A 14437-nucleotide genomic window follows, 5' to 3' on the forward strand; every position below is an offset into this window, starting at 1 on the left:
TTTAGCACATTTCTTTCAATTGTTCCAAATAATCTCTCTGATTCGAAAGTCTCGGAATCTTATGCTGACCGCCCAATTTATCTCTTTCCTTTAGCCAGTCATAGAATAAATTTTCACGGGCAACATTAACTACCAAAGGATTTAAAGTCATATTATTGTAGCGTTTCGCTTCGTAGTCAGAATTTAGGGTTTGCAAGGTTTCGTCCAGAACTTTTTGGAAAAGACCTACATCAGCAGGATTTTTCTTGAATTCGATCATCCATTCATGTGCACCTTTTTCTTTGTCATGCATAAAAATAGGAGCAACAGTATAATCAATAACTTCTGTTTGAGTAATCTGACACGCTTTTGCAATGGCCTGATCGGTATTTTCAACCATTAATTCCTCGCCAAAAACATTAATATGATGTTTGGTTCTTCCCGTTACTCTAATTCTGTACGGATTTAATGAAGTAAAACGAACTGTATCGCCAATTAAATAACGCCACAAACCAGAATTTGTAGTAATAACAATAGCATAATTTTTATTCAATTCAACATCTGCCAGACGAACCACCTTTTGGTTTGGAGTTCCAAAAGTATCCATCGGAATAAATTCGTAGAAAATCCCATAATCCAGCATTAATAGCAAGTCGCTTGAATTATTTAAATCCTGAATCGCAAAGAAGCCTTCAGAGGCATTGTATATTTCGTAATATCTAAAATCTTTGCTTGGCAATAGTTTTTTGTATTGTTCCCTATATGGAGAAAAACTTACGCCTCCGTGAAAATAAACTTCCAGATTTGGCCAAAGCTCTAATAAGCTTTGTTTGCCTGTATTTTCAAGAACTTTATTCATTAAAACCAGCATCCAAGACGGAACCCCTGCAAAACTGGTTACATTTTCATTTTTAGTTTCGTTGATAATAGCTGCAATTTTCGTTTCCCATTCGCTCATCAGCGAAGTTTTACTGCTTGGCGTACTGCTGAATTCAGCCCAAATTGGCATATTTTCAATCAAAATTGCCGATAAATCTCCAAAGAAAGTATTGTTGTTTTCGTAAATCTGAGAGCTTCCGCCCAAGCGAAGACTTTTTCCCAAAAACAATTCAGAATCTTCATTATTGTTCAAATAAAGACACAAAAGATCTTTGCTGCCTTTATAATGGCAATCTTCTAGAGCTTCGTTACTTACTGGAATAAATTTGCTTTTGGCATTTGTAGTTCCACTTGATTTGGCAAACCATTTAATAGGTGTTTCCCAAAAAACATTTTGTTCGCCCAAACGTGTGCGCTCAATAAGCGGCTGCAATTCTTCGTAAGTTGCAATTGGAACCCTTTCTGCAAAAGTTTGATATGAATTTATAGACGAGAATTCATATTTTTTTCCAATAACTGTATTTTCAGATGCCGTCAATAAGTTGTGCAATAATTCTTCCTGAACTTCATTAGGGTATTTTAAAAAAAGCTCTATTTGGTGAATCCTTTGTTTTAGGACCCAAGATGCAAACGAATTGATAATAGATAAAGGCATGAATCTGTTTTTTAGTTAACTGATTTTAGGTTTTAAATCTCACAATCTTTGTAAAACAAAAAACTTAAAATTTGAATATCGAGAGACAAATAGTAACTTTGTCTTCATATCAAAAATAGTATTTTTTTGTAAAAAACAATTCGATTTGTAGCAAAGATTCTATCTAAAAAGTCGAATTTTAACACAAAAAACTTTAAATCTTTTGATGGATCTAAATCAGCAATTATAAATAAAAATACGAATGCAATATCAAGGCGTACTGACAAAAATGCAAACTGAACTTGGAAGTCCAATTCAATATTATTTGGTTTTCGAAGATAGTTTCTTAAATGTGAATCAATTATTAGACAAAGAAATTGAAATCAATTTTGTAGGCTGTCAATGCTTGAATTGCGGTAAAAAGAAAAAAATATACCGACAAGGTTTTTGTTACGAATGTTTTTATTCGAGTCCGGCTGTAGGAGATTGGATTATGAGGCCAGAATTGAGTACGGCGCATTTAGGAATTGCAGACCGAGATTTAGAGTACGAATCAAAAGCACAGCTACAGCCTCACATTGTTTATCTAGCTTCGGCGAGCGAGATAAAAGTTGGCGTAACCCGTAAAGCGCAGATTCCGACAAGATGGATCGACCAGGGTGCTTCTCAAGCGATTGCAATTGTTGAGGTCCCAAACCGATATCTGGCTGGAATAACAGAGGTGGCACTAAAAGACCATTATACTGACAAAACTAATTGGAGAAAAATGTTGCAAAACTCTGTTGAAAGTTTTGATTTAATTACTGAGAAAGCTAAAATCGAAAGTTTAATTCCAGCAGAAGTTAGAGATTATTTTTATGCTGAAAAAAATGATGTTTACGATCTTCAATACCCAGTTTTAACCTATCCTGCAAAAGTGAATAGTTTAAACTTAGATAAGACACCTTCTTTCAGTGGAAAATTAACTGGAATTAAAGGCCAGTACTTATTATTTGAAAATGGAACAGTTTTTAATGTCCGCGGTTCTGAAGGTTATGTGGTTACTATAGACGTCTAGGTTTATTGGGAATTTGTCGATATTTTTTACGTAACTATCTATTAATTTGTTGGTTAAGTTAATATTTGTTGTAATTTTAACTTAATTCCAAAAACAAAAAATGTAAATATTGATACATTTGATTACAATTTTGTAACAAATGCTTATTGGAAGAATTTATTTTTAGAAAATAAAAGAAGGTAGATTTGAAACTGCCACTGTTTCTAAAATTAATTAAGATTTATAATCGTAAATTATTCCACAAATGAGTGTTCTAAATAAATTAAATGTGCACAGACGTAGCATAATGCGGAGTCTCACAAAGAATGTTGGGAAGGCAAATATGCAGGACGATTTTATTTTGGTCGATAAGAACGAAATCAAAAAAGTTCTTATTTGCAGACCAAACGGAAGGTTAGGAAACCTCTTATTGATTACGCCACTCGTTCAGGAAGTGTCTGAAATGTTTCCAAATTGTAAAATTGATTTATTTGTAAAGGGTACATTAGCTCCCATTATTTTTGAAAAATATGATAGCGTCGATAAAATAATTCATTTGCCCAAAAAGCCTTTCAAAAGTTTAGTGGAATACTCAAAAGTTTGGATTTCATTAAAAAAAGCACACTACGATCTCGCAATTAATGTAGATCAAAACTCCTCTTCGGGCCGATTGGCGGTTCAATTTTCAAATGCAAAATATAAGTTTTTTGGCGATTCTGATGAAGAAGTAGAATCAGCAGAACAAAAAAATGATTTTGAGCACATCGCAAAATACCCCGTCTATAATTTTCGAAATTACTTATCAAAACTAAGATTGCCAACAAATAGCAATAAAATAATTGCTCCTATAGATCTTAAATTATCTGCTTCTGAAATTACTGAAGGCAGAAAAATATTGAAAGAACTGACAAATAACGATAAAAAAACGATTGGCATTTTTACTTACGCGACAGGAGCAAAATGTCTTTCAGAAGAGTGGTGGGAGAAATTTTATTCTCAGCTTACTGCAGAGTATAAAGATTATAATATTATTGAAATTCTCCCTGTAGAAAATGTATCTCAAATTGGATTTAAAGCGCCAACATTTTATAGTAAAGATATTCGCGAGATAGGATCGGTTATTGCAAATGCAGAATTGTTTATTGGTGCCGATAGCGGAATTATGCATTTATCGAGTGCTGTACATACACCAACTATCGGACTATTTTCTGTTTCTAATTTGAAAAAGTACGAACCTTATGATAATTGCAGCATTGGCATAGATGTAAATCTCTACACGAAAAAGAAATACATAAAAACGATAAATACAATTTTGAATAACGGCAGATTGAATGGTTTGTCAAAAGCAATATAAAAACAAAAAATCCTGTTCAAAATGAACAGGATTTTTTTTAAAGATTCTAAGATTCTAAGATTCTAAGTTTTTTTAGCTTTGAGAAACTCAGAAACTTAGAACCTTAGCATCTCAGCAGCTCAATTAAGGATTTTTCTTCTTAAACAATCCGTTCAATAAATCACTTGCTTTTTTGGTTACTTCCTGAGTTTTTTGCTCTTTTTCAGTTTTAGCAGCCTGAGTTGTATCTTTTGCTTTAGTGTTTTTGTTGATTAAATCAGTAAGCGCTGAAGTACCTTTTTGAGTCAGTTTATCTTTCTGTTGATTTACCAATTGTGTAGTCAAATTGCTCACCGCAGCTTTCATATCTGTACTGATTTTAGGATTTGAAAAGTTACCCGTTAAAGAAGCATTGATTGGAATATTATCCAGTTTTGCAGCATCTGCAGGAGACATTTTTGCAATTAAGTTGTTTGCTTCTGTTCCTAAATATTTAGCAGGAACATCAAACTTGATCGTATAATTCATCGTTTGGTCAAAACCATGAGTTCCTCCAATAGTCGCTTTTATGTCTTGATATTTTATGTCAAATGGTTTTACATTTACTTTCCCGTTATCAAAAGTCAATGCCATTTTCAAATCATTCAGATTCAATTTGTTTAAATCTAGAAACTTCACATTTGAAGTAAGCGAATTTAAAACAGTTGAGTTTTTAGCATTTACAGTAGTCGATAACAACTGGCCTAATAAATCTCCAGAAATCGATTTAAGATCTGGAGTCAATTCTTTGGCATCTAAATTACCATTTAATTTAATGGTCGAATTCAGTTTTCCGTTAATGATTCCGGCAATTGGCGCAATTTTTTTCATCATATCCAATTGTGTAAAAGTCTGTGCAATATCAACTTGATTGAAACCTAAATTCATATCAAAAGTTGGCACTTTTTCTTTTGTAGAAACTGCTCCATTAAGACCAATTTGCCCTCCGAAAATGTTTGTTTTAAAGTTTTCAAGAGTTGCTTTTTCATCTTTAATAAGCAATCTTCCAGAAACATCTTTTAGTTTCAGATTGTCATATAAAACCGTTGTTGCTTTTGCGTTCAATGTACAGTTTAAGAAAGCAGGAATCTTCATTGCATCAGCTGGTTTTGCTGGAGTTTTGGTTTCTTCTTTAGCAGGTTCGCCAGCAGTCATGAAATCATCAACAGCCAATTGGTTCGAACTCATATTGAAGTTTCCTTTCAGTTCTTGTTTTTTAAACATAAAACCATAGAAATTCTCTAAAACTCCGTTAATGCTGATATCACTTTTTCCAGTTGTAGCATCAAACTGTTTTAAGTTAATTCTGCTCGGATTGAATTCAACCATCGCCGTGCTGATGTTCATCGATTTATTGTTCTCATCAGTATATTTAAATCCTGACAAACTCATTGTACCAGCATTTTTAATGTTTTGGTATTGGCTTTTTTCTACAGAAGCCATATCAAAATTGGTAGTAACATCTGCTTTTAAAATACCTGCCAAAGGTTTATCCATTTTAATTGGATATGCTTTTGAAAGATTCGCTAGGTTGATTGTTCCTTTTAAAGCCGCATCAACAATAGGATTGACAGTAATGTTTTTAATATTCGCTTTAGCGTTAAAAACATCTTGATCGATTCTAAAAGATAGCTTATCTAGGTTTACATAAGTATCATTCAAAATTCCAGTTTCGTTGATGATTTTCGTGTCAATTACAATATTTTGAACTGATTTTGGAAGGTTTGGATATTGGAAGGAAGCATTGTTTGATGCAATTTCAATATTAAATTTAGGTACAGTTGTATCTGTAAGTTCTCCTTTTGCAAAACCATTTACGGTAAAATCTCCAGTTGTTTTTACGCCATCTAAACCAGCAGCGTACGCCGAAGGAATTAAGCCTAAGAAATTGGTAAAAGAAGAAGTAGGAGTTTTAAACTTTAAGTCGTAAATCTGAGCTTTCTCAGCCATTTGGATGAATCCGTCAAATTCTAAAGGCAATTGATTGATTAAAGCTTTGTTTTCTTTGAAAGTATATTTGCTTTTCTCTAAATCAATTCCAAGAACAGCGTCTAAAGTTAGTTTCACATTTTTCATGTAATTCATTTTATCCATGTCCAATGAAACTTTTGCTGTAGATTTTGTAGTTAAATCTAATTTTGAATTGGTGAAATCTCCAGTTCCTTCGTGGTTTAAACTGTCAATTACCATTTTAATTTTAGAACCTTGATCGATATATCTAAAAGTAAAATTCTCGATTTTATAGTTTTGAATTTTCAATGCAAGTGGTTTGCTTGCTTCGTCTTTCTTATCTTCTTTTTTGTCTTTTAGAGCAATATCGAAGTTTCCGACACCATCTTTATTGAAGATAATATTTACTAATCCGTTTGTAGAGCTAATTCCCTGAATGCTTAAAGGCTCTTCTTTTCCTTTGAAAAGCTCTTTAATGCTCATTTTTAAATTCAATTCTCCTAATGAAACCAAAGTGTCGCCTTCAAAAGGAGCTTTATTGATGATAACTAATTTCTCGATTCCAACCGTTGCGTTTGGAAAATTCTTAAACAAACTTAAATCAGCATCTGTAAAACTTACTTTAGCATCAACACTTTCGTTGATGGCTTCGACAATTTTAGCCTTAATCTGGTCTTTAAACAAAAACGGAATGGCAAATAATGCGGCAACAAATACCACAAGAACTATGGCACTTATTTTTAGAATTTTTTTTAGCATATAAATAGATTTGAGGGTTTACATTTTTAAAATAGACTCCTGCAAAAATAGTTTTTTTTACTAGAGTTTGAAGATAAAGTTTTCTTAATTATGTAAGAAATTTATTAAAATTGTTAAATAAAAAAATCCGTTGAGAACTATTTTCAAAACGGATTTTTTAGGGTGTTTATTTTATCACTTCTCAATAAAAGAGACAATCTTCTCAACTAAGACTTCAGAAATTGGAAGTGTTTCATTATTGTAGCTAGCCATATTGTCTTCCTGATTGCCATCAATAATTTTCATAATATGGTTCATCTTGTCAATAATTTGCAAATCTGCATTTTTGTTGGCTTGCTTTAAATTCTCGGCATCTTTTACCGCAATCTGAATATCATTGTTTCCTTGCACGATTAAAACAGGAATAGTAAGCTTTTGTATTTCGGTTTGCGGATTGTATTTAAACCACGAAATCAGATAAGGCTGAACACTTGGTCTGAAAAGAGAATTCAGCATTGGATCAACTTTCTTGACTTCAAATCCGTTTTTTAAGCTATCGATAATCGGAAAAGTCATGTCATTAAGCTGTTTCATTGACTTTGCTCCAATCTGTGTTTTTAGAATTTGATCTGCAGGTTCGCCTGCGCCTGCAATCGAAACAAACTTATCCGCTTTTGGACTGGCAACCATTCCTATTAACGAACCTTCACTGTGACCGATTATAATTATTTTAGAAAAACGTTTGTCTTGTTTTAAATAATTAATCCAGCTTTTGGCATCTTGAATGTAATTTTCAAAAACCAAACTGCTTTCAGATCCTCCTGCTGCTTTACTTTCTCCAATTGCCCTTTTATCGTAACGTAAAGATGCAATTCCGTTTTTTGCCAGAGCTTCTGCCAGCATTTTTAACGAATTGTTTTTCATCATCGGATTATTTCCGTTTCTGTCCGTTGGGCCAGAACCAGCAATGATCAAAGCAACCGGAAACTTTTTGGTTAAATCTGGAGTTGTCAACGTACCAAAAATCTGATCGTTATTTATTTTTAAAATCGCTGGCGTTTCCTTAAACGTGATTTCTTTTTTGGTTTGGGCGTTTAAGAAACTCCAAAACAAAACCGTTAGAAAAAGAATTACTTTGTTCATCTTTTAATCCAATTAATAAATATTGATTCCGTAAGGCAATATGGCTTGTATTCCTTTTTGTTTTTGGAATTTTTTCACCTGTTCAATAAGAAGATAATTCTCTTCTCCAATTTCTTCTTTTATAAATGCCTCTTTCGATTTTGCAAAAGGGAGATTACCCAATAGATCGTTTAAGGTTTTTTCATATTCAGGATAATTTTGAGTGCTGTATTTTTTTACTTTAGCGATTTTTGCAGCTTCAGCAATCGCATCATTCAAGCCGCCGATTTTATCCACTAAACCAATTTTTAAAGCTTCAGTTCCAGACCAAACTCTACCTTGAGCAATAGAATCAACTTGTGCAAAAGACATTTTACGGCCTTCAGCAACATGGCTTACAAATGTGTTATAAATTTTTTCAACTCCTTCTAAAGTAAACGCTTTGAATTTTTCATCAACTGGTAAAAACGGACTGTAGTTTGCAGAATTCTCATGCGTTTTGACCTGTTCAGAATTGATTCCTAATTTATTAGCCAATGGGCTAAAGTTTGGCAACATTCCGAAAACTCCAATAGAACCTGTGATGGTATTGTTTTCTGCAAATATTTTATTAGCGTTACAAGCAATATAATAACCACCCGAAGCGGCATAATTACCCATAGAAACTACAACAGGCTTAACTTTTTTAGTAATTTCGATTTCTCTCCAAATTAAATCAGATGTTAATGCGCTTCCGCCTGGGCTGTCAATTCTAAGAACGATCGCTTTTACATCGTCATTTTTTCTTGCTTCTTGCAAAGAACGTCTCATTGAACCTTCTCCAATCGTATTTACATCACCTTCACCGCTTCCAATTTCGCCTTGAGCGTAAATAATAGCAATCTGATCTGTCGCAGTATTAGCTAAAGCTGTTGTTACGTGATTTTGAGTATAATCTGAGATTGAAATTTTGTTGTAATCTTCGTCTTTGTCTACTTTCAGCGCTTTTCTAATCGCATCATGATAAACATCTTCGTAAGCAATGATATCAACTAAATGCTGTTGTTTGGCCATTTCTGGAGTTCTTGCCAAAAGTCCGTTTGCAATTTCGTTTAGTTTAGGAAGCGGAATATTTCTGCTTTTTGAAATATCAGCAGAAACTATTGACCAGATAGAGTTCAAAAGTGCAGTGATTTGTTCTCTATTGGCATCACTCATTTTATTTTCTAAGAAAGGTTCAACGGCACTTTTATATTTTCCATGGCGAATAACTTCCATGTGAATGCCTGATTTATCCTGAAAATCTTTGAAAAACATAACTTCAGAAGAAAGACCTTTAAAATCTAAATCTCCCGCTGGATTTATGTAAATTGTATTAGCTACAGAATTTAAATAATATTCTTTTTGAGAATAAGTATTGGCATAAGCCCAGACAAATTTTCCAGATTTTTTAAAGCTCTCTAAGGCGTTTCTTAAATCTTTATATTGTGCAAGACCAAGAGAAGATTCGTCATTTAAAATCGAAATTCCTTTGATGTTATCATCTGTTTTTGCCGCTTCGATAGCATTAATAACATCGGTCAGACCAATGCCTTTTTTGTCTGAAAAAACAGTTACCCACGGATCTTTGTATTTTCCTGCGTAATCGTTTTTAATTTCTTTTAAGTTCAATTCGATAACCGAATCAGATTTGACAGAAACTGTGTCGTCTCCACCAAAAATGGCTCCGATAAAGATTACTCCAAAAAAGAAGAGCATAATAAAAACAAAAATACCAATTACTGTGGCAATTACATTTCCTAAAAACTTCATATGTATATTTTTTTAATAAGTAGCGAAAAAGGGCAAAATGTTACAAATTAGACATCTAAATTTAGGATTGGATTTGAGACGTCGTTTCACAAATATATTGGTTAATTCTAAAATAGTTTTAGTTAATTTGCATTAATTATGAAATTACAGCATCAAGTCGTTTTATCGATAGGCAGCAACCAAGGCAGCAGACTAGAAAACATTCAGAAATGTATTGATTTAATACACCAAAATGTGGGAACTGTCATTCAGGTTTCAAAACTTTACGAGACTCCTGCATGGGGTTTTGAGAGTGATGCTTTTTATAATTGCGCACTTCTTTTGCATACCTATTCATCTGCACAAAAAATACTCAATCAGATTTTAAAAGTCGAAAAGGAACTGGGAAGAATCCGCTTGAATCAAGAAGGATATCAATCTAGAATTATTGATGTTGATTTAATTGCTTTTGATGCAGAAATAATTGATACAGAAAAACTTCAGGTTCCGCATCCATTAATGCAAAATAGAAATTTTGTTTTACTGCCAATGCAAGATTTAAAGTTAAATTGGGAACATCCAATTTTGCAGAAAACAGTTTCAGAATTGATTGCCATTACTCCAGACGACAGTGTATGTACAGTTGTTCAGGATCTGAAAAGTCCGATAGGAGAAATTCCGTTAAACCAATTTAATTATGTTGCTTTTGAAGGCAATATTGGAGCAGGAAAAACTACTTTGGTGCATAAAATTGCAGAGGATTTTAATGGGAAAACAGTTTTAGAAAGATTTGCTGATAATCCGTTTCTTCCAAAGTTTTACAAAGATCAAAGCCGATATGCGTTTCCTTTAGAAATGTCTTTTTTAGCAGATCGCTATCAGCAGTTAGCCGATGATTTGGCGCAATTTGATTTGTTTAAAGATTTTATTGTTGCCGATTACCATATATTTAAATCTCTGATTTTTGCTAAAATAACGCTTGCAGAAGATGAATATCGTTTGTACAGAAATCTATTCGATATTATTTACAAAGAAATGCCAAAGCCAGACTTGTATATTTATTTATATCAAAATACAGATCGCCTTCTTCAAAATATCAAAAAGCGCGGAAGAGTTTATGAACAGAATATTGAAGCTGCTTATTTAGAAAAAATCAATAACGGCTATTTGGAATACATAAAATCTCAAACCGATTTGAATGTTTTAATCATTGATGTTTCTGACCGTGATTTTGTGAAGAAACACGAAGATTATCTTTATATCTTGAATGAAATTAAGAATAAAACAGCTTCTTAAAATTTATATTATTCCGAGTTGTTTTCTAAGTTTTGCAGATAATTTTTCCTGAACAAGACGATAAGACTGCTGAATGTATTTTTCCCATTCTGATTTTTTCATTCTTGTAATATCATCAATTAAAACCCATTTGTATTTGGCAACATAAGGCGCAGGTTTAAATCCAGGTTTATGGCTCATTTCTTCAAATTCTTCATCCAAAACTTTAAATGAAGCAGAAGTGGGATTTTGGTCAAGCCCAACAACACAATACATTTTTGAACCCACAGAAAATACTAGGTCGTGTTCCCATTTTATATCTTCGGTTGTACCTGTTAGTTTTTGACAGATTTCTCGAATGGTTTCTATATTCATATTATCTTTTTAATGTAAAATGTCCTCTTAATACCGGCATTGAATCATCGACTTTTAGAGCATACCAATAATCAGATGCAGGAAGCGGAACTTGTTTAAAAGTGCCATCCCAGCTCATTTTGAAACGGCTTAACTGCGCGACTAATTTTCCGTAGCGATCAAAAATTGTAACGACAGCTTGAGGGTAATTTTCCATTCCAGTAACTTCCCAAACATCATTGTAAGAATCATTGTTTGGAGTAAAAAATGCAGGAAAAACAAGTACTACAAATTGTTTTTCAGTTTCAGGGCATCCTTTTGCTCTTGCGTAAGCGGTTTGCAATCCACCAGGGACATCGTAAAAAACTGTTGAATCTTGGTAGTGGACACCATCAACAGAATACTCAAAGTAATCTTCTTCTTTTACAGGATAAATAATGGCTCTTGTTCCTTCAACATCAACGCGTGCAATTTGAGGAATCATATGTTCTTCAACCGTAATTGTTTTTGTGTTCGAACAGCCTTCCGGACTTGTTACAAGTACAGTATATTTACCTCCTTTGCTAACCGTAATTTGCTGAGTAGTTTCATTAGCATTTGACCATAAATAACTCATTCCAGAAACTCCCGCATCTAATGTTATCGATTGAAACTGGCATAGAGTCAAGGTTTCGTCTGTAACGGCTGGAGGGGTATAAATTACAATATTTACTGGAGTTCTGGTCGGATTATTACATCCGTTATTTGAAGCTTCGGCATAATAAGTAGTATTGGATGAAATTGTGGGAGTTGTAAAGGTTGTTCCTTGAAAAACGCTTGTTCCTCCAGTTGCCGAAGTAAACCAATTTATGATCCCAACATTTGAAGTTGCTTTAATCGTTAGAGTTCCTGGACCGCAATTTGTATAAGTGTCTTTTTCTGTTACTGGAATTGTAGGAGTGGCATATACATTTGCTTTTACTGATTTTCGGTTAGATTCGCAGCCAGCATCAACATAATAAGTTGTAGTTGCATTTATTGTTGGCGTAGTATAAGTCGGGCCTGTTGCCAATAAATTTCCTCCAACAGCAGCATCAAACCATCTAATTGTTGATCCGGCAGTTGCAGTTGCATTAAAGGTAAAGCTTCCAGAATCGCAAACCGGTGTTGGATCAATAGCTGGAGTTGCTACAGGAATAGTGATTTTGGTGCTTGCAGCAATTTGTAACGTGGGCTCTCCTGGCATTCCACCATATTCCACCACATAGCCTTTTGGCTGATAATTACCACTGGTGTCTCCTGTATTTGATAAATCATTCCAAGACCCCCTTATTCCAACACCAGGCTGAGTGATGTGGGCGTAATCTTCATCGCCTTGTTGGTTAGGTTCGCCTGTATTCCAAAACGCATAATTTGGTGTCGAGCCATTTGCATTTCCGTTCCAAAAAATAGTTCCAGCTTCAGGGCCAGTAACCCATTTCCAGACACCTTCAGTTTCAGCATCGCTACCTCCAATCCATCCAGTTCCAGAAGCTTGCTCACCAATTAGTTTTGCTTCATCAGCAGATAAAATTGTCGCTAAATAACCTTGAAGACCATAGTAAGTACTAGTTGCTGCTAAATCTCGAGCGCTTGTCCAAGTTACACCCACATTTGGTATAAAGAGATAGTAATGTCCAGTAGATGCCAAATAATTAGCTTGTCCTATTGTAATAGAAAAAGTTCTTGTGCCACTAGCTGTTGCAGAAGAGTTGGTAAATACAACATCCTTTACTGCTGAAACAAAATCATCATAAGGAGTGTCAGAAGTAGTTGTTCCAGACAATCTTAGCTTTCCGGAAGTAGCGTCCCAACTGGTTACAATATTAGGATGCAAGGTCGGATTTTTTAGCTCTAATCGGTCAAAGCCATTTGAATATCCAGAGGAAATCTGAATGTAAAGCACCTGTGCTCCATTTTCAGCAACATCGTGATCAATTCTAAAATCTGTTACAATATTAATTGATGTTTGAGGACAGTAAAGTTGATCTCCTTGCGCAATAAGTTTAGGTGGATCAATTGCAAAACTGGTTTTCTTTTGTTTCTTTACTTTTGATTTTATGTTGGGTTTTGAGAAGTGTGCATTCTTTTTGTTAAAAGTTTTTGTATTTTCGTTTGCATTGGAAAAATTAAAACTTAAAACAGAAAATAAAAGAGAAATGGTTGCTAATTTGATATTCTTCATTCGCTAAAAATATCAATTAATTGAGAATAAAAAAATAAATTTTTATTCAGGCCAGTTTATTTTTTGAAATAAATCCCAGACAACAATTCCGGCACTTACAGAAATATTAAGAGAGTGTTTTGTTCCCAGTTGAGGAATTTCAATGCATCCATCACAGATCGCAACAGCTTGTTGTGATACGCCATAAACCTCATTACCAAAAACTAAAGCATATTTTTGACCTTTTTCGATTTTGAAATCTTGAAGAAAAATCGCACTTTCGACTTGCTCAATAGCCATAGTCAAAACATTTTCTTTTTTTAGATTTTCAATCACTTCCAAAACATTCTCATGATGTTCCCAAGCAACAGTTTCGGTTGCACCGAGAGCGGTTTTATGAATTTCTTTGTTTGGAGGAGTTGCAGTAATACCACATAAAATTATTTTTTCAATCAAAAACGCATCAGCTGTTCTAAAAACAGAACCAATATTGTGCAGACTTCTAATATCATCTAAAACTAAGATTAAAGGAGTTTTCTCCGATTTTTTAAAATCTTCAATTGATTTACGGTCTAGTTCGCTGTTTTCGAGTTTTCTCATTGTTTTTGAATTGTAGTCATAAAAAAAGCTTCCAAAGATAAGGAAGCTTTTTCATTATTTTAAATGTTTTTCAGATTAGCTTTTTACTGGATCTGGTAAAACAGTACCTTTAATAGTAAGGATTTTTGTTGGTTGTCCTTCTGCGTTAGAAGTAACAGTTACAGTTTTTGTAAAAGCACCAACTCTGTCAGTAGCATATTTTACACCAATAACACCTTTAGCTCCTGGAGCGATTGGTTCTTTTGGAGTAGTTGGAACAGTACATCCGCAAGATCCTTGAGTGTTTGTAATGATTAATGGTTTAGTTCCGTTGTTAACAAAAACAAACTCACGTTTTCCATCAGCATTGTGTGCGATAGTTCCGTAGTCAATAGTTTCAGTTTCAAAAAGCATTCCTGCTCCTTCTACTTTAGCAACTTTAGCTGCTTTAGCTTTTTTAGTTGTTTGTGCATTTGTAACTGTGATACCAGCAACAGCCAACATAGCGAATAAAATTATTTTTTTCATCTTTAAGGGTCTTTTTTTAAATGATAAACAAAGCTATGT

The 14437-nt window shown here is 33.8% G+C and carries 11 protein-coding genes; 3 read left to right on the top strand and 8 right to left on the bottom strand.

The genetic code is table 11. From position 1 onward, the window contains the following. Nucleotide 1: 1 nt before the first annotated feature. On the bottom strand, nucleotides 2–1513 hold the full coding sequence (locus ACNRYB_RS08150) for a GH3 auxin-responsive promoter family protein (RefSeq protein ID WP_129748757.1): 1512 nt from the start codon (nucleotides 1511–1513) through the stop codon (nucleotides 2–4). Between the two features lie 241 nt (nucleotides 1514–1754). On the opposite strand from ACNRYB_RS08150, the gene ACNRYB_RS08155 reads away from it, so the two are divergent. Beyond that, nucleotides 1755–2549, top strand: a complete 795-nt coding sequence (locus ACNRYB_RS08155; RefSeq protein ID WP_473729742.1) for a DUF2797 domain-containing protein — start codon at nucleotides 1755–1757, stop codon at nucleotides 2547–2549. A 244-nt stretch (nucleotides 2550–2793) separates the two neighbouring features. Next, nucleotides 2794–3882, top strand: coding sequence for a glycosyltransferase family 9 protein (locus ACNRYB_RS08160; RefSeq protein WP_473729743.1), 1089 nt, complete (start codon nucleotides 2794–2796; stop codon nucleotides 3880–3882). 123 nt (nucleotides 3883–4005) lie between these two features. Here the strand turns inward: ACNRYB_RS08160 and ACNRYB_RS08165 are convergent, their stop codons facing one another. The 3 genes from ACNRYB_RS08165 to sppA form a co-directional block, all read right to left on the bottom strand. After that, nucleotides 4006–6609, bottom strand: coding sequence for an AsmA family protein (locus ACNRYB_RS08165; protein ID WP_473729744.1), 2604 nt, complete (start codon nucleotides 6607–6609; stop codon nucleotides 4006–4008). A 174-nt stretch (nucleotides 6610–6783) separates the two neighbouring features. Beyond that, nucleotides 6784–7731: an alpha/beta hydrolase family protein gene (locus tag ACNRYB_RS08170; protein WP_129748761.1), complete on the bottom strand. Its 948-nt coding sequence runs from the start codon at nucleotides 7729–7731 to the stop codon at nucleotides 6784–6786. 12 nt (nucleotides 7732–7743) lie between these two features. Next, the gene (gene sppA / locus ACNRYB_RS08175; protein ID WP_473729745.1) at nucleotides 7744–9501 is read right to left on the bottom strand and encodes a signal peptide peptidase SppA; all 1758 of its coding nucleotides are present in this window, start codon (nucleotides 9499–9501) and stop codon (nucleotides 7744–7746) included. Between the two features lie 138 nt (nucleotides 9502–9639). Between sppA and folK the strand changes: the two genes are divergently transcribed. Continuing rightward, nucleotides 9640–10776 (top strand): 2-amino-4-hydroxy-6-hydroxymethyldihydropteridine diphosphokinase, encoded by a 1137-nt coding sequence (gene folK / locus ACNRYB_RS08180; protein WP_473729746.1) that lies wholly within the window; start codon nucleotides 9640–9642, stop codon nucleotides 10774–10776. Nucleotides 10777–10779: 3 nt separating this feature from the next. Here folK and ACNRYB_RS08185 read toward each other — a convergent pair whose 3' ends face one another. From ACNRYB_RS08185 to ACNRYB_RS08200, 4 genes are all read right to left on the bottom strand, one after another. After that, a complete protein-coding gene (locus ACNRYB_RS08185) occupies nucleotides 10780–11130 on the bottom strand; it encodes an MmcQ/YjbR family DNA-binding protein (RefSeq protein ID WP_473729747.1) in 351 nt (116 codons plus the stop codon). A 1-nt stretch (nucleotide 11131) separates the two neighbouring features. Continuing rightward, nucleotides 11132–13312, bottom strand: a complete 2181-nt coding sequence (locus ACNRYB_RS08190; protein WP_473729748.1) for an Ig-like domain-containing protein — start codon at nucleotides 13310–13312, stop codon at nucleotides 11132–11134. Between the two features lie 42 nt (nucleotides 13313–13354). Continuing rightward, nucleotides 13355–13891 carry an RNA methyltransferase gene (locus ACNRYB_RS08195; protein WP_129748766.1) on the bottom strand — a complete coding sequence of 179 codons (537 nt, stop codon included), beginning with the start codon at nucleotides 13889–13891 and terminating at the stop codon, nucleotides 13355–13357. 75 nt (nucleotides 13892–13966) lie between these two features. Next, the gene (locus ACNRYB_RS08200) at nucleotides 13967–14398 is read right to left on the bottom strand and encodes a DUF1573 domain-containing protein (RefSeq protein ID WP_129748767.1); all 432 of its coding nucleotides are present in this window, start codon (nucleotides 14396–14398) and stop codon (nucleotides 13967–13969) included. Nucleotides 14399–14437 lie beyond the last annotated feature (39 nt).

The sequence above is a fragment of the Flavobacterium sp. CR10 genome, assembly GCF_055814415.1.